19 protein-coding genes are annotated in these 18,731 nt (G+C 41.4%); 8 read left to right on the forward strand and 11 right to left on the reverse strand.

The window, feature by feature from the left end; translation table 11 throughout:
- Positions 1-13: 13 nt before the first annotated feature.
- From MTF64_RS15000 to MTF64_RS15020, 5 genes are all read left to right on the forward strand, one after another.
- Positions 14-1,189 carry a phosphoglycerate kinase gene (locus MTF64_RS15000; protein WP_004586081.1) on the forward strand — a complete coding sequence of 392 codons (1,176 nt, stop codon included), beginning with the start codon at positions 14-16 and terminating at the stop codon, positions 1,187-1,189.
- Between the two features lie 203 nt (positions 1,190-1,392).
- The gene (gene fba / locus MTF64_RS15005; RefSeq protein ID WP_248451851.1) at positions 1,393-2,457 is read left to right on the forward strand and encodes a class II fructose-bisphosphate aldolase; all 1,065 of its coding nucleotides are present in this window, start codon (positions 1,393-1,395) and stop codon (positions 2,455-2,457) included.
- Between the two features lie 633 nt (positions 2,458-3,090).
- Positions 3,091-3,780 (forward strand): phosphate regulon transcriptional regulator PhoB, encoded by a 690-nt coding sequence (gene phoB, locus MTF64_RS15010; protein WP_004586083.1) that lies wholly within the window; start codon positions 3,091-3,093, stop codon positions 3,778-3,780.
- A 58-nt stretch (positions 3,781-3,838) separates the two neighbouring features.
- Complete coding sequence (phoR, locus tag MTF64_RS15015; RefSeq protein ID WP_004586084.1) at positions 3,839-5,146, forward strand: phosphate regulon sensor histidine kinase PhoR; 1,308 nt, start codon at positions 3,839-3,841, stop codon at positions 5,144-5,146.
- A gap of 115 nt (positions 5,147-5,261) precedes the next feature.
- A complete protein-coding gene (locus MTF64_RS15020) occupies positions 5,262-6,227 on the forward strand; it encodes a phosphate ABC transporter substrate-binding protein PstS family protein (protein ID WP_004586085.1) in 966 nt (321 codons plus the stop codon).
- 93 nt (positions 6,228-6,320) lie between these two features.
- Here MTF64_RS15020 and MTF64_RS15025 read toward each other — a convergent pair whose 3' ends face one another.
- The 8 genes from MTF64_RS15025 to sfsA all read right to left on the reverse strand — a co-directional run bounded on the left by MTF64_RS15025 (position 6,321) and on the right by sfsA (position 12,664).
- On the reverse strand, positions 6,321-6,557 hold the full coding sequence (locus tag MTF64_RS15025) for a hypothetical protein (RefSeq protein ID WP_024033192.1): 237 nt from the start codon (positions 6,555-6,557) through the stop codon (positions 6,321-6,323).
- Between the two features lie 30 nt (positions 6,558-6,587).
- Positions 6,588-7,436 carry a pantoate--beta-alanine ligase gene (gene panC / locus MTF64_RS15030; protein WP_004586087.1) on the reverse strand — a complete coding sequence of 283 codons (849 nt, stop codon included), beginning with the start codon at positions 7,434-7,436 and terminating at the stop codon, positions 6,588-6,590.
- Positions 7,436-8,230, reverse strand: a complete 795-nt coding sequence (gene panB / locus MTF64_RS15035; protein ID WP_248451852.1) for a 3-methyl-2-oxobutanoate hydroxymethyltransferase — start codon at positions 8,228-8,230, stop codon at positions 7,436-7,438. Before panB ends, panC begins: the two co-directional genes overlap by 1 nt.
- A 30-nt stretch (positions 8,231-8,260) precedes the next feature.
- Entirely contained in the window at positions 8,261-8,746 is a 486-nt protein-coding gene (gene folK / locus MTF64_RS15040) for a 2-amino-4-hydroxy-6-hydroxymethyldihydropteridine diphosphokinase (protein ID WP_029773910.1), read from the reverse strand.
- Positions 8,747-8,750: 4 nt separating this feature from the next.
- Complete coding sequence (pcnB, locus tag MTF64_RS15045) at positions 8,751-10,100, reverse strand: polynucleotide adenylyltransferase PcnB (RefSeq protein WP_171036107.1); 1,350 nt, start codon at positions 10,098-10,100, stop codon at positions 8,751-8,753.
- Positions 10,101-10,316: 216 nt separating this feature from the next.
- The gene (gene gluQRS, locus MTF64_RS15050; RefSeq protein WP_024033189.1) at positions 10,317-11,261 is read right to left on the reverse strand and encodes a tRNA glutamyl-Q(34) synthetase GluQRS; all 945 of its coding nucleotides are present in this window, start codon (positions 11,259-11,261) and stop codon (positions 10,317-10,319) included.
- A 16-nt stretch (positions 11,262-11,277) separates the two neighbouring features.
- On the reverse strand, positions 11,278-11,721 hold the full coding sequence (gene dksA, locus MTF64_RS15055; RefSeq protein WP_004586092.1) for an RNA polymerase-binding protein DksA: 444 nt from the start codon (positions 11,719-11,721) through the stop codon (positions 11,278-11,280).
- Positions 11,722-11,947: 226 nt separating this feature from the next.
- Entirely contained in the window at positions 11,948-12,664 is a 717-nt protein-coding gene (gene sfsA, locus MTF64_RS15060) for a DNA/RNA nuclease SfsA (RefSeq protein ID WP_248451853.1), read from the reverse strand.
- Positions 12,665-12,783: 119 nt separating this feature from the next.
- Here sfsA and pepB point away from each other — a divergent pair, with 119 nt between their 5' ends.
- Positions 12,784-14,079: an aminopeptidase PepB gene (gene pepB, locus MTF64_RS15065; RefSeq protein WP_248451854.1), complete on the forward strand. Its 1,296-nt coding sequence runs from the start codon at positions 12,784-12,786 to the stop codon at positions 14,077-14,079.
- Positions 14,080-14,261: 182 nt separating this feature from the next.
- The gene (locus MTF64_RS15070; RefSeq protein WP_089348504.1) at positions 14,262-14,828 is read left to right on the forward strand and encodes a phosphoribosyltransferase family protein; all 567 of its coding nucleotides are present in this window, start codon (positions 14,262-14,264) and stop codon (positions 14,826-14,828) included.
- Between the two features lie 152 nt (positions 14,829-14,980).
- Here MTF64_RS15070 and MTF64_RS15075 read toward each other — a convergent pair whose 3' ends face one another.
- Positions 14,981-15,637, reverse strand: a complete 657-nt coding sequence (locus MTF64_RS15075) for a Crp/Fnr family transcriptional regulator (protein WP_089348503.1) — start codon at positions 15,635-15,637, stop codon at positions 14,981-14,983.
- 277 nt (positions 15,638-15,914) lie between these two features.
- Here MTF64_RS15075 and MTF64_RS15080 point away from each other — a divergent pair, with 277 nt between their 5' ends.
- Entirely contained in the window at positions 15,915-16,151 is a 237-nt protein-coding gene (locus MTF64_RS15080; RefSeq protein ID WP_248451856.1) for a uroporphyrinogen decarboxylase, read from the forward strand.
- Between the two features lie 51 nt (positions 16,152-16,202).
- Here MTF64_RS15080 and MTF64_RS15085 read toward each other — a convergent pair whose 3' ends face one another.
- Complete coding sequence (locus MTF64_RS15085; RefSeq protein WP_248451857.1) at positions 16,203-16,880, reverse strand: FlgO family outer membrane protein; 678 nt, start codon at positions 16,878-16,880, stop codon at positions 16,203-16,205.
- Positions 16,881-17,000: 120 nt separating this feature from the next.
- Complete coding sequence (locus MTF64_RS15090; protein ID WP_248451858.1) at positions 17,001-18,656, reverse strand: amidohydrolase; 1,656 nt, start codon at positions 18,654-18,656, stop codon at positions 17,001-17,003.
- Positions 18,657-18,731: the final 75 nt, after the last annotated feature.

The raw sequence follows: 18,731 nt of genomic DNA on the forward strand, positions 1-18,731 counted from the left end.
CTAAGGAGATGTTATGTCGGTCATAAAAATGGCAGATTTAGATTTAAACGGCAAGCGCGTATTAATTCGTGAAGATTTAAATGTACCAGTTAAAGCAGGTAAAGTGACCTCAGATGCACGTATTCGTGCTGCACTGCCTACTATTAAGCTAGCTCTTGAAAAAGGCGCTAAAGTAATGGTTATGTCGCACCTTGGCCGCCCTACGGAAGGCGAGTACGATGACGAATTTTCACTTGCCCCTGTAGCCGATTACCTAAACGACGCACTTGAGCAAAATGTACGCCTTGAAAAAGACTACTTAAACGGCGTTGAAGTTGCCGATAACGAAGTAGTTGTATTTGAAAACGTACGATTTAATAAAGGCGAGAAGAAAAACGACGAAGCCTTATCAAAACAACTTGCTGCCCTGTGTGATGTGTATGTAATGGATGCATTTGGCACCGCTCACCGCGCACAAGCGTCTACTCATGGCGTTGGCTTATTTGCAGATGTTGCCTGTGCTGGCCCGTTATTATCAGCAGAACTTGAAGCACTTGGTAAAGCACTAGATAACCCAGCACGCCCATTAGTGGCCATTGTAGGTGGTTCTAAAGTATCAACTAAATTAACTGTTTTAGACTCGCTTTCAACGATTGTAGATCAGCTTGTAACAGGTGGCGGTATTGCTAATACCTTTATTGCTGCTGCGGGTCATCCGGTTGGTAAATCACTTTATGAAGCAGATTTAATGGATGAAGCAAATCGTTTATGTGCAGCAGCTAAAGCAAACGATGGTGAAATTCCGGTACCGACTGATGTTGTAGTAGGTAATGAATTTTCAGACTCTGCAGTCGCTACGCTTAAAGATGTAAGCGAAGTAACAAGCGATGACATGATTTTTGATATTGGCCCTGATACAGCCAGCCAGCTTGCAAAAATTATTGCAAACGCCGGTACTGTTGTATGGAATGGCCCAGTTGGCGTATTTGAGTTTGATCAGTTTGGTAATGGTACACGTGCTATTGCTCAGGCAATTGCTAACTCTAATGCGTTTTCGATTGCAGGCGGTGGTGACACTTTAGCGGCAATTGATAAATACGGCATTGCCGATAAAGTATCTTACATTTCTACCGGTGGTGGTGCGTTCTTAGAGTTTTTAGAAGGCAAAAAACTTCCAGCAGTAGAAATGCTAGAGTCGCGCGCTAAATAATAAATTTTTAGCCGCATTAGGTGAGGGGAAACCCTCACCAACGATTAATTATTAAATACCTCTCACCCTTATTTAATAGTTAATTAAGACAAAACTAAGCAGTGTAAATTGCTTTATTTTGTGGCGCAGTGATTGCGTCAAACTAACATATCCGTTCAAACTAGATGGCAGGAGACTGCTGTCGATAAATTGGAGAATACCCAATGGCTTTAATCAGTATGCGACAACTTTTAGATCATGCAGCTGAACACGGTTACGGCGTTCCAGCCTTTAACGTGAATAACCAAGAGCAAATGCGCGCAATAATGGAAGCGGCTGATAAAACAAACAGCCCAGTAATTGTTCAAGGATCAGCAGGCGCACGTGCTTATGCTGGTGCTCCATTTATCCGCCACATGATTTTAGCAGCCGTTGAAGAATGGCCGCACATTCCAGTAGTAATGCACCAAGATCACGGTACCTCACCCGGTGTTTGCCAACGCTCAATTCAACTTGGCTTTTCATCAGTTATGATGGATGGCTCATTAATGACTGACGGAAAAACCCCATCAAGCTACGAATATAATGTAGAAGTAACACGCGAAACCGTGGCTATGGCACATGCTTGTGGCGTATCGGTAGAGGGCGAGCTAGGTGTACTTGGCTCACTTGAAACCGGTGAAGCGGGCGAAGAAGATGGTGTAGGCGCAGAAGGTAAACTAACTACTGATCAAATGCTTACCGACCCAGAAGAAGCCGCTGATTTTGTAAATAAAACCCATGTTGATGCCTTGGCAATTGCTTGTGGAACATCGCACGGTGCGTACAAATTTACGCGCCCACCCACAGATGACATTTTAGCGATTGATCGTATTAAAGAAATTCACGCACGTATCCCGAACACGCACTTAGTAATGCACGGATCGTCGTCTGTACCACAAGAATGGTTAGAGATCATAAATCAATACGGTGGCGAAATTCCTGAAACGTACGGTGTACCTGTTGAGCAAATTGTAGAAGGGATCAAATACGGTGTACGTAAAGTAAATATTGATACCGATTTACGCCTGGCCTCTACCGGTGCTATTCGCCGTCATATGGCGCTTAACCCATCTAACTTCGATCCGCGTAAATACCTAGCAGAAGCAACTAAAGCAATGACAGAGATTTGTGTTGCGCGTTACAACGCGTTTGGTACGGCTGGTCAAGCAGGTAAAATTAAGCCAATTTCACTTGATGACATGCACCTTAAATATGTAAGTGGTGAATTAGACCCACAAATTAAATAATGATCTTTGATTAATAAATAACGTTATAAAAACCAGCTGGCGTAATCCAGCTGGTTTTTTTATACCGCAAAGCACTGGGATCACTGTTGTACCAACTTAATAAAATGGGATCACTGATTTACTAACCGCCCCGCATTCGGATCATTTATTTACCAACTAGCGCATAAATTTACGCCACGTTAGTCGCTCAATTAATCAGATCGTTTTTTATTTGTACAATAGATCAGGTGCTTAGTTGTTTGACTAAGTATAACCGTGATCCCAAACCCGATCGGCTTAGTAAAAATCTGATCTTTTTATAGGCTGCTTAGTAAAAAACAGATCTATTTTTAACCACGTAATCACATCTTCCAGTGCAAACTCAGTTTCGTACCTGGTTTTTTACTGTGTTAGTAAAGTAATGATCCCGCCATGAATATCTACTCAGAAATAAAACTGTCATCTTTTTGTAAATATGTTTTGATTAACCGTAATTTGCAAAATAGTTTTAAAAATATGACGTTAATGAGGTTTTTTGTCACTATTTTGTGTTTTTTTTACCAGGATTTTAATTTACACGTTACACTTTCATAAAAATGTCATACTTAGTCATAATAATGAAAACTAATTCGATAGCGTAAGAGATAATTTGGAATGTCACGTAAAGTACTAGTCGTAGATGATGAAGCTCCTATCAGAGAGATGTTAGTTTTTGTTTTAGAGCAAAATGGATTTCAAGCAATTGAAGCAGAAGATTACGATTCTGCAATTGCAGCTATGGTTGAACCATACCCAGATATGGTTTTACTCGATTGGATGTTACCAGGTGGTAGCGGCATTCAAATTGCTAAGCAATTTAAGCAAAGTGAATACACACGCCAAATTCCAATCATTATGCTTACAGCCCGCGGCGAAGAAGAAGACAAAGTACGCGGCCTAGAAGTAGGGGCAGATGACTACGTCACTAAACCTTTTTCTCCTAAAGAGTTAATGGCTCGTATTAAAGCGGTTATTCGCCGTGTATCGCCTACCTCATTAGAAGAAGCCATAGAAGTACATGGCTTGCGTTTAGACCCAATATCGCACCGCGTTACCTCTGAGGGAAGCGAGCTTGATATGGGCCCAACCGAATTTAGATTATTACATTTTTTTATGACTCACCCAGAGCGTGTTTATAGCCGTGAGCAACTGCTTGACCATGTTTGGGGAACTAATGTGTACGTAGAAGACCGTACAGTTGATGTGCACATACGTCGTTTACGCAAAGCGATTGCACCACTGGGGCATGATCGCTTAGTACAAACAGTACGTGGTGCAGGTTATCGTTTTTCTAGTAAATTATAAGGTACCGCAGCTAGGGTGTGAGTACGCATAAATTACTACTCAAAGGTAAAGTGAGTGTATGTATCGAGTTATTAATAAACAGGCGTTAGTAAAACGTCTGTTTATCTATTTTTTACCCCTGTTATTAGTTGGTGTGCTTATTGGTGCACCTTTTTTGCTTTTATTTTTAGGCACTTCTTCTCTTTTAGTCTGGCATTATCATCAACTTTATCGCTTAAGCGATTGGCTTTTAAATCAACGTAGCTTTAACCCACCAGAGGGCGAGGGTGCGTGGGAACAAGTATTTGAAGGCATTTATCATTTACAGCACCGTAATCGTAAAAAACGCAATGAACTGGCCGATTTAATTCGTCGCTTTCGCGATGGAGCTGAAGCCGTACCCGATGCCGTAGTGGTGTTGCAAAGTGATTTAAGCATTGTTTGGTGTAACCAACTTGCACTTAAAGTATTGGGGCTACAATGGCCGACCGATCATGGCCAGCGCCTAGATAACCTAATACGCGAACCTAAATTTGCCAAGTACATGCTGCGCGGTGAATTTGAAGAGCCATTAGAGCTTGATAACGGGCATATTGTTGACCAAGTGCTTGAATTTAGGGTAATGCCGTATGCCAACACGCAGCTTATGGTGGTAGTACGTGATGTAACACGCCTAAAGCAGCTAGAGCAAATGCGCAAAGACTTTGTTGCCAATGTATCGCATGAGCTGCGTACGCCGCTTACGGTTGTTACTGGCTACCTTGAGATGATGGATGGCGATATGATGCCACCGCCTGCAATGTGGAATAAAGCGCAAAATACCATGCTTGAGCAATGTAAGCGTATGGACAGCTTAGTTAATCAGCTTTTATCTCTTTCGCGTATTGAAGGGGCGCGCAGGCAAGACAACGACAAAGCCATTAATGTGCCGCAAATGCTCAACTACATTAAAACCGAAGCGCAGTCTATAAACCAAGACAAAGGCCATGAGCTTATTTTTGATATAGATAATGAGCTTGATATTAAAGGCTCTGAAGATGAGCTACGCAGTGCGTTTTCTAATTTAGTGTTTAACGCTATACATTACACTAAAGCGGGCGGAAAAATTGTTGTTACCTGGCAGCGCAAAGAGGGGCTTGCGCACTTTAGTGTAAATGATAATGGCGATGGTATTGCACCCGAGCATATAAATCGTTTAACTGAGCGCTTTTACCGCGTAGATAAAGCAAGGAGTCGCACAACCGGTGGCTCAGGTTTAGGCTTAGCAATTACTAAACATGTGCTTACACGTCACGATAGTAAATTAAATATAAGCAGTGAGCTTGGTAAAGGCTCGTGTTTTTCTTTCGACTTTTCAAAGGATAAGCTTGTTAACTTAGCAAGTTAAAGGCAATAAAAAGCAAAGTCATAAAAGTGTCATTTAAGAGTAATGTAACTGTCATCTACTCACTTTACAGTAGACGACAGTTAGGAAATGGGACGAACAAATCGGAGAACCCCGCATGAAATTTAAAAACTTAGTTGCCGCAATGGGTGTGGCTGTTACAACATTAGTATCTGCACAGGCTGTTGCTCTTGACGACGCAATTCCTGAATATCAAAAAATTAACGGCGTTTCAGGTAACTTTTCATCTGTAGGCTCTGATACTTTAGCTAACATGATGACTTTTTGGGCTGAAGAGTACAAACGTATTTACCCAAATGTAAATATTCAAATTCAAGCGGCAGGTTCGTCTACTGCTCCACCAGCGCTTACCGAAGGCACCTCTAACATGGGTCCTATGAGCCGTAAAATGAAATCAAAAGAAATCGAAGCGTTTGAAAAACGCTACGGTTACAAGCCTACAGAAGTGCGTGTAGCGATTGATGCATTAGCGGTATTTGTACACAAAGATAACCCAATTGAAGGCTTACGTATTGACCAAGTAGATGCTATTTTTTCATCTACTCGTAAATGTGGTGCGTCTGAGCAAGTTAACCGCTGGAGCGATGTTGGCCTAACGGGCGACTGGGCTGCAAAAGACATTCAATTATACGGACGTAACTCTGTATCAGGTACTTACGGTTACTTTAAAAAGAAAGCACTGTGTAAAGGTGACTTCCGTAACAACGTAAATGAGCAACCAGGTTCAGCCTCTGTTGTACAGTCAATCTCATCTTCATTAAACGCGATTGGTTACTCAGGCATTGGTTACAAAACGTCGGGTGTACGTACGGTTCCTTTATCTAAAAAAGGCACTAACTACGTAGATGCAACGCTTGATAATGTTGCTAAAGGTAAATACCCACTTTCTCGTTTCTTATACGTTTACGTGAACAAGCACCCTAATAAGCCGCTTTCACCAATTGAAGCTGAGTTCTTAAAAATGGTACTTTCTAAAGACGGTCAAAAAATCGTTGAAAAAGATGGTTACGTACCACTATCTGCTAAGTTAGTAGAAGCAGAGCTTAAAAAGTTAGGTTTATAATTTAAACCCAACCAATAAAAAAACCGCTCAATGAGCGGTTTTTTTGTGTGTAAAATTTTAAAGCGTAAAGCAGACTAAGTTACTAAAAAGCGATTACAGATCAGTCAGCTTTTGCGCTTGTGCTTTACACTGATTATAGCTCTCTACACACTTGGCAGAGCACACTTGCTGTTTTAACCCTTTGTCAATCGATTGCTGATCGCAACTATTTTCGCACTGATAGTTTTGTTGTGCGCATTGGTTTAACTCAGGGTTTTTCACTTGATTTTGGCAAGCTGCTAACAATGAAAATGAAAGGGCGAGGGCACTCGTTTTAATAAATGTTTGCATGCTTATCCTTAACGTTGAACTGCGCTTTTGTTAAATCTCAACTTGTAAGTTGTCGATTAATCTAACATTGCCTAAAAAGGCGGCAGCTAAAATAACAAGTTGTGTATCATCAAGTGTAGCAGCTTTTAATGTATCTCGTTGAGCTATCTCAAAATAATCTGGCTTTAAGCCGGCTTGCTCTAAACTAAGCTGTGCGCTTTGCTCAAGTGCTTTGTAATCGGTATTACCTGCTTTGAGCTGCTCAGCGCAGCTGTTTAGTGTTTTAAATAATGCGGTAGCCGTGGCTTTTTGCTCTGCAGATAAATAGCCATTTCGCGAGCTCATAGCTAGGCCTGAAACTTCACGCATGGTCGGTACACCAACAATTTCAACCGGAATTGATAAATCGCGTACCATGGTTTTAATAACTTGCAGCTGCTGAAAGTCTTTTTCGCCAAAGCATGCATAATCTGGTTGTACTAAATTAAATAACTTAGTCACTACTGTGGCAACGCCTCTAAAGTGTCCTGGGCGCGTGCCGCCACAATACCCCATAGATACGCCTGGTACATCTACAAAGCTTTGCTCACCAAGTCCATTTGGGTAAATGGTGTCTACGCTTGGGGTAAACACAATATCGGTGTTTAAGTCGGCTAAGCCTTGTTTGTCTTCGTTTAATGTACGCGGGTAGCTATCTAAATCTTCGTTGGCACCAAATTGCATTGGGTTGACAAAAATACTCACAACCACTTTATCGGCCATTGTTTTTGCTTTTTCAACCAATGAAAAGTGGCCGCGGTGCAAGTTGCCCATGGTTGGCACTAAAGCCACGCTTAAACCTGCTTGGCGCCAAGCTTTAATTTGACTACGTAATGATTTAATTTCAGTAATTGACTGCATTATTTAAACTCATGTTCGGCGCTTGGAAATGCGCCACTTTTAACGTCTGTACAATATTTTTTAACTGCATCTGGCATGTTGCCAGTTTCCAGTAAAAAGTTTTTAGAAAATTTAGGAATGTATCCTGCCGAAATACCGACTAAGTCGTGCATTACCAGTATTTGGCCATCCGTTACATTACCTGCGCCAATACCTATGGTAGGAATGGTGACGGCATCGGTAATGCGTTTAGCGAGAACACTTGGGATACACTCAAGCACTAATAATTGGGCACCTGCGGCTTCTAGGGCTTTTGCATCATCAATCATTTTTTGCGCTTTGTCGTCTTCGCGGCCTTGAATTTTAAAGCCACCAAATACGTGTACTGATTGCGGCGTTAATCCTAAATGGCCGCAAACAGGAATCCCTTGCTGCGTTAAACTTTTAATGCTGTCGTAAAGCCATTCACCGCCCTCAAGTTTTACCATATTAGCGCCTGCACGCATTAACTCTGCTGCGTTTTTACAGGTGTCGCTAACGTTTGAATAGCTCATAAAAGGCATATCGGCTATTACAAAAAGCTCACGGCTGCCACCGCGTACACAGCGGGTATGATAGGCTATATCTTGATTGGTTACGCCTAGGGTATCGTCGCTACCTTGCAGCACCATGCCCAAAGAATCGCCAACTAAAATAACGTCCACACCGTTATCATGAAATAACTTCGCAAAACTGGCATCGTAAGCGGTTAATGCGGTGATTTTGTTATTTTCTGCTTTCATTTTATTTAAAGTAGAAACGGTTATTTTAGACATAATATCCTCGCAGGCATAAGCCTTGGTTAATTACAGAGGTAATTGTTGTAAGTCGTTGAGCGGTAAGTCTTGCGCAATGGTTTTTAATGCAATGCCGCTTGGTAAAATCAGTTCTGGGGCAAGCTCAAGTAAAGGGTAAACTACAAACTCACGTTCGCACAGGCCATAATGTGGCACAGTTAAGCGCTGGGTATTAATCACTTGCTGACCAAACAGTAAGGTATCTATATCGAGCGTACGTGGCCCCCAACGTTCGGCTTTTCTTACCCGCCCATGTTCAAGCTCTATGGCTTGAGTTAAATCAAGTAATTGCTCAGGTTCAAGCGCGGTTTTAATACACGCTACGGCATTTACATAGTCGGGTTGATCTTGTGGGCCCATTGGTTTGCTTGCATAGTAATGCGATACACTTATAAATTCACAATGAGGCAGCTTTTTAAGCGCACAAACGGCGTTATCAAGCTGCTCTTTGGGTGAGTTTAGGTTGGCACCTAAACCCAAATATACACACTGCATGCAATTACTCGGCTGGCTTTTTAGTGGTGCGGCGGCGCGGACGTTTACGTGGTTTTGGCCCACCTTGGTGGCCTAGGTTTTTTACCATTTCTTTTTGGCCATTAATATCTAGGCTCAAGTATTGTGTCCACCACTGGGCAAGCTCACTATGTTGGTGCTCTCCGGCATCCACACGTAATAATAAAAAGTCATAAGCGGCTTTAAATCGTGGCTGCTGGGTAAGTCTGTATGCGCGTTGGCCGGCACGTTTATCTAAACGTTGCTGTATATGCCAAATGTCGCGTGCGCCTAAAGTAAAGCGTTTAGGTACTGCTATATGCTGGGCATTTTCGCTCAGTACTTTATTCATGGCTTGAGCAAAGGCATCAAAGTAAGATAGCTGTTCTTGTTGTTTAATTTTAGTTGTGCGCTCAAGCAGCGGAAACCACATTAAAGCAGCAAATATAAACGCAGGCGTTACTTTTTTATCTGCATTAATGCGTTTATCGGTGTTTTGAAACATTTGCTGAATAAACGCCGCTTCTAAGCCGTCAGGGTTCTTATCTAAAATTTTATCAAGCACCGGAAATAACGACTTAAACAAGCCGTATTGGCGTAGCATTAAATAGTTAGCTTCGGCTTTACCGTTTAAAAACAGCTTTAGAACTTCTTCAAATAAACGCGCTGGCGGAATGTTATCAAGTAGGCTGGCAAGCGCAGTAATTGGCTTTTCGCTTTTTGGCGCTATGCTCATATCAAGCTTAGTTGCAAAGCGTACCGCACGTAGCATACGTACAGGGTCTTCGCGGTAGCGTGTTTCTGGGTCGCCAATTAACTCAATTTGTTTTGCTTGTATGGCCGCTAAGCCATTGGCGTAATCGTATATACAAAAATCGTTAATAGAGTAATACAGCGCGTTGATAGAAAAATCACGGCGCTCGGCGTCTTCTTCAATGCTACCAAACACGTTATCGCGCAGTAACTGCCCGTGCTCGCTTGATTGGCTAATTTGGTTTTTGTCTTCTTGCGCTTCGTGGTGCCCGCGCATGGTGGCTACTTCTATAATTTCGCGACCAAAAACAATATGTGCTAAGCGAAAACGACGACCAATTAGGCGGCAATTTCTAAATAGTTTTTTAACTTGCTCTGGGGTGGCATTGGTAACAACGTCAAAGTCTTTTGGTTGTTGACCTAACAATATATCGCGAATACAACCACCTACAAGGTAAGCGTCGTAACCACCGTCTTTTAAACGGTAAAGTACTTTGATTGCATTTGGGCTAAATTGTTTACGTGAAATACCATGTTCGCCGCGTGTTACAACAACCGGTTCATCACTTGTTTGAGTGCTTTGCACATCGGCATTTGGGCCGATTATTTGCCTGCAAAATTGAAAAAGCTTGGAAATAATAATCTGTCTCCTACAGAAATGATGATTGGCTGGTCATCGCAATCAAAAAGCACATAAATTAGGTATTATAGTGCGGTGCTTTGTATTTATTGTAAATAGCCTCTATTTAGGCGGCTATCATATACCAGCGCGGTATAAAAATTAAGTTGATGGACTGAAATTAAGCCGTTTTTAAGTTTTTTATTTGCTTAAATGCGTAAATTTAGTGCTGTTTGGATGCTGACCTTGCGAAATTTGAATTTCGGGTATGTTTGGCACCGCTGTTAAGCTAAATTCGTTAATAGCCCACGCCATTAATTGCTCTACAGACAAATCATTCAATTGGCTATGTACAGGTAAGTTTAAAAATTCAAACGCATCAATAAGCGCAGGTTTTGGGTTGTCTGTGCTAATAGCGGGCGCATAATTTTGTTTAGAGAGTTTAAAACCAGGCTCGGCCACCGCAAGGGGTAAATGTGCGTATTGGGGAATGGGCGCATTAAGCTGTTTAAATAAACTGATTTGCCGTGCTGTAGGCTCGATTAAATCGGCGCCACGTACCACACGATTAATACCTTGCTCAATGTCATCAATAACCACCACTAGCTGGTAGGCAAATAATCCGTCACTGCGCTTTATTATGTAATCTTCATGGGCTAATGCACTATTTACAGTAATATCGCCTTGAATCAAATCGTTAAAATGGCATGTAGGGTGCTGTTGGCTAAGACGAAGTGCGCCTTGCTCTGTTGATAAGTTAAGCGTTTTGCAGTGACCTTGGTAAATGCCACCCATGGCTTTTATTTGTTTGCGAGAACAGCGACAACCATACACACATTGTTGGTGGATCAGCTTGTTTGTTACCTCTTGATAAAGAGGTAGGCGCTGAGTTTGATAAACAACGGATTCGTCCCAGTAAAGGCCGTAGGCTTGTAAGGTATTTAGAATATGGGTGTCGGCATTTTTCACCACGCGGGTGGTGTCTATATCTTCAATGCGCACTAACCATTTACCCTGATTTACTTTAGCATCAAGGTAGCTGCCCACAGCCGCCACAAGTGAGCCAAAGTGAAGTGGCCCAGAAGGAGACGGTGCAAATCGACCGCGATAGTCACGCTTTGGCGTGGTAACGGCTGTAGGAGACATAGTTAACTAATTTTAATTAACCGCGCCCAGCTTGTTTTTCTTTAATTTCTGCAAGGGTTTTACAGTCTACGCATAAATCTGCAGTTGGACGCGCCTCTAAACGACGAATACCAATTTCGATTCCGCATGACTCACAAAAGCCAAAATCATCTTCTTTAATTAAGATAATTGTTTTTTCAATTTTTTTGATCAGTTTACGTTCGCGGTCGCGAGTACGAAGTTCTAAAGAGAACTCTTCTTCTTGCGCAGCGCGGTCAACTGGATCAGGAAAGTTGGCAGCTTCGTCTTGCATATGCGATTTCGTGCGGTCAACTTCATTACGTAAGTCGTTACGCCACGCTTCTAAAATCGCTTTAAAATGAGCACGTTGTGCTTCATTCATATACTCTTCGCCCGGCTTTTCTTGGTATGGTTCTAAACCGGCTTGAGCCAATAAACCATGTCTTTGTTGGTCTGGCATAACTCTCTCCTAAATCCTTAATTTAATGCCTCAGCATTAGCCGGCGGTATAAATAGCAGAATCTTATACCCTAGGCAAATTTATTTTTTAATTAATCGAATTAGCTTCAACCAGTGTGTTGACTAAAAAGGCTCATATTTTAATTTTGATGCTTTATTAATCGTTATTTCGGTATTTAAACTTGCCTAGTTATATGGGCATAAAGTTTAAAAGCAAGTTAAATTTTTTATTTAAAGGCCACTTTCTCACTAAGCGTTACTTCACTTGGCGAAATAGATGCCTTATAAGCGTATACCTCCACGCCTTTTTTAATCGCGTGGTTTAATAAGTCGCTGTATTTTTTATCTATGTGGCTTGCTGCACTCACCGTATTAATACCTTGGTGTAAAACAGCGAATAGTAATACTGCGCGGTGGCCTTGTTCGATCATTTCTATTAGTTCGCGAATATGTTTTTGTCCGCGCAGCGTTTGTGCATCCGGAAAATATCCTTGGCCGCTTGCAGGTTCACTTTGACTTAATAATGTGACCGACTTTACCTCTACGTAACAATCGGGTTTACCAGTATTACTTAGTAAAAAGTCGATGCGGCTGTTTTCGCTACCATATTTTACTTCACTTCGAAGTTGCTCATAGCCGCTAAGCTCAGTAATTACATTATTATTTAAGGCTTCTTCTATTATTTTATTAGCGACGGCTGTATTTACACAAATAAGCTGCGATAAGTCATTTTGGGTAAGCTCTAACGAATGTGGGTACTTACGCTTAGCATTATTGCTAGTTGAGTAAAAAGCAGTAAATCCTGGCTCTGCACAGCCAGTCATTTTACCTGTGTTGGCGCAGTGTGCAGTAAATTCTTTTCCATCACTGAGCTGTAAGTCGGCTAAAAAGCGTTTGTAACGTTTTAACAATGTGGCTGGTTGTAAGGCGGGGGTGTATTTCATTTAAATTCCAATACTAAACGCAGCGGGCGCGTTGTTTATGTTATTTATCTCAAGCTGTTGGGAACTTGTGCGCACTATAGTAAACTCGTTGGCACATTTAAGTGCAAGGGTATTCTAACATGAGTGAAAAATTTGTTGTTCAACTAAGCGAGCAAGCAGCACCGAGTCATTGGGGCGAAAACGCCACGTTGTCTTTCAACGAGCAAGGCGCAACGGTTCATTTATCTGAGCAAGAAACATTAAAAAATGTTCAAAAAGCGGCACGTACTATTGCTAGCCAAGGCGTAAAAAGCATAGAGCTTGCTGGCGATACATGGTGCACTGAAAGCCAATGGGCTTTTTATCAAGGCTTTGTAACACCTAAATCGTTAAACGGTGTTGAGTTTGTTGATAATGCACAATCAGATATTAAAGAGCTTGCGCATTTAAAAGCGTCAGCTACCTGGGCACGCGAAATGGTTAACGGCACAGCCGATGACATTTACCCAGAGAGCCTTGCTGAAAAAGCGGCTGAATTTATTCAATCATTAGCGCCTGAGCACGTAAGTTATCAAATAATTAAAGGTGATGCTTTATTAGAGCAGCAGTGGATTGGTATTCACGCGGTTGGCCGTGGCTCCGAGCGTCCACCTGTGTTACTTGAGCTTGACTACAACCCAACAGGCGATGAAAACGCGCCAGTGAGTGCAGCACTTGTAGGTAAAGGTATTACGTTTGACTCAGGCGGTTACTCAATCAAATCTAGCGAAGGTATGCTAGGGATGAAGTGCGACATGGGTGGTGCGGCAACGGTAACTGCAGGCTTAGCATTAGCTATTAACCGCGGTATTGAAAAACGCATTAAGTTGTTTTTATGCTGTGCGGAAAACTTAATTTCTGGCCATGCCTACAAATTAGGTGATATTTTAACATACAAAAATGGCACGACAGTAGAGATTGTAAACACCGATGCTGAAGGGCGTTTAGTACTTGCCGATGGCCTTATGGCTGCAGGTGAAACTGGCGCACCACTTATTATTGATGCTGCAACCCTAACTGGCGCTGCTCTTGTTGCGGTTGGCCAAGAGTACAATGCATTATTTGCACTTGATAAAGAACTTGCCCGCGAAGTAGAAGATTTTGCCTCTCAAGAAATGGAAGCTGCATGGCCGTTACCACTTGAAAAATGGCATCAACAAAACTGCCCATCACCATACGCTGACACAGCTAACAGCCGTGCTCAAAAAGGCGGTGGTTACGGCGGCGCATCAAATGCGGCTGGCTTTTTATCTCGCTTTGTACCTAACGATGGTAAGGGTTGGGTACACATAGATTTAGCTGCTGCATTTAACATGGGTAGCACGAGTCAATGGGCTGCTGGCGCAACAACGCAAGGTATGCGAACCGTTGCACGTACATTGTTAGAAAAAGCTTAATAGTACGTAACTAAGCGTTTAATACATAAAATAGGCACCATTTGGTGCCTATTTTGCTATTTGCAAGCAAGCAATTTTTTTTTATTTACGGTAAAATCCTTCGCCAATACCTGTTTGGGTGTTTAATTATTGGCTAAAGAGCCTACACTCAAATGTTATACTCACCACTGGGGTTCTAAACTATGTCAGATAAGTGCTACATCACAGCTCAACAGCTACTTGAAGATTCATTCCGCGTAGCGGCACAAGTTTATAAAGATGGCTTTCGTCCAGACTTTATTATTGGTATTTGGCGAGGTGGTGCACCAATCGGTATTGCTGTGCAAGAATATTACGACTACAAAGGTATTGAAACCGACCATATTGCGGTTCGTACTTCGTCGTATTACGGCATTGGTAAGCAGTCAAAAGAAATTAAAGTACACGGTTTGCATTACATTGTAGAAAACGCGAATGCAGGCGATTCATTACTTATTGTTGATGACGTGTTTGATTCTGGCCGCAGTATTTTTGCGCTTAAAGAAAAGCTTTCTGAGCTTATGCGCTTAAATTTACCACGTGATATTCGCGTGGCGTGTCCGTATTACAAGCCTAAAAACTCTAAAGTAGAGATGGTGCCAGATTACTTTATCCATGAGTCTGAAGAGTGGTTAGTATTCCCGCATGAACTATCGGGTTTAACGCCGGATGAAATTATTGAAGGTAAATCTGATTTAGTTAATATCCAAGATATCCTACTAGAAAAGTAATATCCGTTCGCAAAATTATGTGGCTTATTAAAGGCGAGTAACCAAATGCGTTAATCCCCTAATTTAGCTAGCTTAATAGCGTATTGGAATGAAAAACCTTACAAACTAAAAAAGGCCATAACGGCCTTTTTTTGTGTCTGCTTTTAGCTCCTTTAAAGCTGTGCAAAGCTATCTACATATTCACTTAAACTTGCCGTATCTACCGCTTTTAGACCATGAGAGCTGCGCTGCACTAAGCCTTTTTCAACCAGTTCAGTTACCACACGACGATACGCACGCTCTGTGGTGGCAAAGCGTTCAGCTTCTGCATTCACAGTAGGGTATGCACGAAGTAATGTAGGGTTGTTATTCTCAGCCCTTAATAAGCAATCTTTAGCTATGTTGTAGCTTAAAGGCAGTAGCAATTTATCAAGATTAATTTTTTGATTTTCTTGAAATTTAGCCGCAATAGTTTGTGCTGTATATAAGCTAAGCTCTGGCTTTTCAAGTAATAGTGCACGCCAATGGCGCAGCTCTATTAAGTTGTAAGTTACATCGCTAAAACAGGTAACAGTGTAAATACAGGGGTTATTGTTCAGTGCTTCTATTTCGCCAATTAATGTGTTGTTGCAGTCTAGCTGCCCTAATAATAGGCGGCGCCCGTTGCCTACATCATAACTAAACGAAATAGTCCCGCTGCGCACTAGCACAAGTTTACTAAGTGGTTGATCCTGGTGGATCAACACTTCTTTTTTTGATTGCTGATAACTACTACCCGCAAATGTGAGTAATTGTTCAACAAGGTAACTCGAAAAATGGTATTGAAACATCAATATGCTCTTCGGACAATTGTCCTATTTATTACACCTTAATGACGATATTATTAAGGCTCTAAGAATTTACGCTAACTTGCTATTGTATTTAGCTTTGCTATGTACGTAATACCTTCATTTCCCGTGTAATGATTTAGGAAGCTATTGGCTACAACCAATATACTTTTTAAGGTTTTTTAAGCAAGTTAGTTTTTTTATTTTATACTTTGCAACACTTACAAGTGCCACAAGTTAGCATTAGCGTAATGCTAACCTAAAGGGTAGGAGAGAACAATTGAGTTGGGAATATTTAGGTTATATTGCATCAGCTTTATTGGTTGCATCGTTAACAATGACCGATGTGGTAAAGCTTCGTTGGTACAATATGTTTGGTTGTATTGTATTCACGGCCTATGGCTTGGCAATAGAGGCTGTGCCGGTGGCCTTTACTAATGGCTTACTAGCCTTGGTAAATATTTACCACCTTATAAAATTATATCGCCAGCCAAAAGTAGAACAGGCAAAAAGCTAAGCTACTCGCTGGTACAAAAAAGGGTTAACGCAAGTTAACCCTTTTTTAGTTTTACTGAATCGCGTCTAATACAATCCCATCAGTTCTGCGAGTTGGGTGCAGTGACTCAACCACAAAACTTGGGATAAATCCTTTAGCAGATGAAACCACCACTTTAGACTTCGCACCAATAATTCGAGCGTTAACAATTACACCGCGATTAGTGTAAGTTAAAGTGCCTGTTAAAGTGTATTCGATATGTGGGTAACCTTTGATCTCTTTACCATTACGGCTAAATGAGAAATCACCTAAAGGGGTTACATGCACTGCGCCTGTGTGCTTGTAATCAACCACAGATAACCCAAACTCCTGCATTTCAGTAATAAAGCTTTCAGCTAGGTGATTACCAAATATATTTGTGGTTTGTAAATTGTCGTCTAAATTCACGAACGAAGTAATTGCAATAGGCGTCCCACTATTTATGTAATTCATATTTTCAATCAGCTTCATTGCTAATTGCTCGGTATAATTACTTAATAACTTACTGCTGTTAATTGGGCGGTAGTTATTTTCAGGAAATTGCCAGTTATTTACACGAGGTTGGTGAATCTCTGAATAGCGGCTATGAGCGTTATGATGACCAATATTATTATGGGGAGCGTGACCATTATAAACCGGGTGAGTAGAACATGCTGAAAGTGATAAAGTAAAAAGAGTCGATAAAGTAAGAGATATTTTTTTGGATAACATGTTTTCTTCCTGAAACATAAGAGGTTTTTTAAAATCCTCCATTTATCGACATACTTTTTAATTACTTTAGTAAATATTCATAATAAATTCATTTATTGTGAATAATGCTTATTTTGTAACCTATTCTTTTTTATAACGTAATTCACCAGCTATCCAAGTTTGTAAAACGTTTGTTTTATAAATCTCATCTAAGGGTGCTTTAAAGTAGTCTTTATCTATTAAAATAAAGTCGGCCCACTTGCCGTGTTCTAAACTGCCTATTTTAAATTCTTGATGGGCTGCATAAGCGCCACCGAGGGTAAAGGCTCTTAATGCTTGCTCTCTGCTTAGTACTTCATTTGCGCGCCAGCCGTTCTCTGGCAGCATATTATGATCCATACGTGTAATGGCTGAATACAACCCATCAAATGGGTTGGCAAGCTCTACGGGGTAATCAGAGCCTGCGGCAATCACAGAGCCTTGCTTTAAAAACGTTTGCCATGCATAAGCACCTTGTAACTGTTCATCGCTCAAGCGCTGCTCGGCCATGTGCATATCTGATGTAGCGTGTACAGGTTGCATAGATGGAATGATTTTAAGTGCTTTAAAACGCGGAATATCTTCAGGGGTGACAATTTGCGCATGTTCAATTCGGTTACGCAATAATATGCCGCCAGTTTGCTTAAATACATTTTTATACGCATCAAGTACCACCTTATTGGCTTTATCCCCAATGGCATGCGTATTGGCGCTAAACCCATGTTTAAAGCTTAAGGTAAATAATTCCTCCAATTTTGCTTGAGTTTCTAGCATGAGCCCGTGATGATTCTTTCTATCGGCGTAATCTTCAATTAAAGCAGCTCCACGGGAGCCAAGAGCGCCATCGGCATATACTTTTACACTGCGTATAGACATAAACGAGCTGGCATCTTGGTAGCGCCCAGCTTTAAGCATTTCGGTTAAATCAGGGCTTGCTGCGCTTAACATCCCAACAATTCTCAGTGGTAAATTACCTTGTTCACTGCGCTCTTTATAAACTTGCCAGGTTGTTTTATCTATTCCTGCATCGTGCGTAGAGGTGATCCCTAAGCTAAGTAAATGTTGGCCTGCCGCATCTAACGAGTCGCTAATTGCTTGTTTGGTAGGGGCGCTCATATGCTGAGTAATTAACGACTCTGCTTTATCAATAAAAATACCGGTTGGATTACCAAATTCGTCTTTAATTATTTCGCCGCCTTCAGGCGCTTTGGTTGCGCTGGTTATACCTGCCAGTTTTAACGCTTTACTATTAACCCAAATAGCATGGCTATCAACGCGAGACAGTACCACTGGGCGATCATCAACTACTTTGTCTAAGTCTTTTGCGGTTGGAAAGCGCGTATCGCTCCACAGCTCTTGGTTCCAACCTCGGCCTAAAATCCAGCCCTGTTTATTTTCAGCAAAGCTTTTTAATTTTGTGGTTATTTCGTCAACCGACTTAGCACCGCGTACATCAAGTTGCGATAAGTTATCGCCAAGGCCAATAACATGCCCGTGTGCATCAATAAGCCCTGGCAGTAACGTGTTACCTTTAGCATCAATTAATGTAGCATTGGGGAAGGAGTCTTTAAGTGAATCATCGCCAACTTTAACCACTTTGCCATTTTTAATTACCAAAGTAGAAAACGACTGAACATCACCTTGGTACAAAGGTGTGTAGCCATTGGCGTTATAAATAACTTGGGTTTGAGCTATAACAGTGCTGCTTATTAACAAGCTAGCAAGTATGAAAGGTTTACATAGTTTTTTGAGTCGCATAAGTAGGTTATTTTTTATTGTTAGTAAAATAACACTAGCAAACTCAATTTTAGAATACCAATATGTTGAGATAAA

Source organism: Pseudoalteromonas sp. 2CM41L (genome assembly GCF_023161905.1).
GTDB classification, from domain to species: domain Bacteria; phylum Pseudomonadota; class Gammaproteobacteria; order Enterobacterales; family Alteromonadaceae; genus Pseudoalteromonas; species Pseudoalteromonas atlantica.

Excerpts from the sequence above, each read along its gene's own strand:
- MTF64_RS15000 (WP_004586081.1), top strand. The coding sequence starts at position 14 with ATGTCGGTCATAAAAATGGCAGATTTAGATTTAAACGGCAAGCGCGTA.
- fba (WP_248451851.1), top strand. The coding sequence starts at position 1,393 with ATGGCTTTAATCAGTATGCGACAACTTTTAGATCATGCAGCTGAACAC.
- phoB (WP_004586083.1), top strand. The coding sequence starts at position 3,091 with ATGTCACGTAAAGTACTAGTCGTAGATGATGAAGCTCCTATCAGAGAG.
- phoR (WP_004586084.1), top strand. The coding sequence starts at position 3,839 with ATGTATCGAGTTATTAATAAACAGGCGTTAGTAAAACGTCTGTTTATC.
- MTF64_RS15020 (WP_004586085.1), top strand. The coding sequence starts at position 5,262 with ATGAAATTTAAAAACTTAGTTGCCGCAATGGGTGTGGCTGTTACAACA.
- MTF64_RS15025 (WP_024033192.1), bottom strand. The coding sequence starts at position 6,557 with ATGCAAACATTTATTAAAACGAGTGCCCTCGCCCTTTCATTTTCATTG.
- panC (WP_004586087.1), bottom strand. The coding sequence starts at position 7,436 with ATGCAGTCAATTACTGAAATTAAATCATTACGTAGTCAAATTAAAGCT.
- panB (WP_248451852.1), bottom strand. The coding sequence starts at position 8,230 with ATGTCTAAAATAACCGTTTCTACTTTAAATAAAATGAAAGCAGAAAAT.
- folK (WP_029773910.1), bottom strand. The coding sequence starts at position 8,746 with ATGCAGTGTGTATATTTGGGTTTAGGTGCCAACCTAAACTCACCCAAA.
- gluQRS (WP_024033189.1), bottom strand. The coding sequence starts at position 11,261 with ATGTCTCCTACAGCCGTTACCACGCCAAAGCGTGACTATCGCGGTCGA.
- dksA (WP_004586092.1), bottom strand. The coding sequence starts at position 11,721 with ATGCCAGACCAACAAAGACATGGTTTATTGGCTCAAGCCGGTTTAGAA.
- sfsA (WP_248451853.1), bottom strand. The coding sequence starts at position 12,664 with ATGAAATACACCCCCGCCTTACAACCAGCCACATTGTTAAAACGTTAC.
- pepB (WP_248451854.1), top strand. The coding sequence starts at position 12,784 with ATGAGTGAAAAATTTGTTGTTCAACTAAGCGAGCAAGCAGCACCGAGT.
- MTF64_RS15070 (WP_089348504.1), top strand. The coding sequence starts at position 14,262 with ATGTCAGATAAGTGCTACATCACAGCTCAACAGCTACTTGAAGATTCA.
- MTF64_RS15075 (WP_089348503.1), bottom strand. The coding sequence starts at position 15,637 with ATGTTTCAATACCATTTTTCGAGTTACCTTGTTGAACAATTACTCACA.
- MTF64_RS15085 (WP_248451857.1), bottom strand. The coding sequence starts at position 16,880 with ATGTTATCCAAAAAAATATCTCTTACTTTATCGACTCTTTTTACTTTA.
- MTF64_RS15090 (WP_248451858.1), bottom strand. The coding sequence starts at position 18,656 with ATGCGACTCAAAAAACTATGTAAACCTTTCATACTTGCTAGCTTGTTA.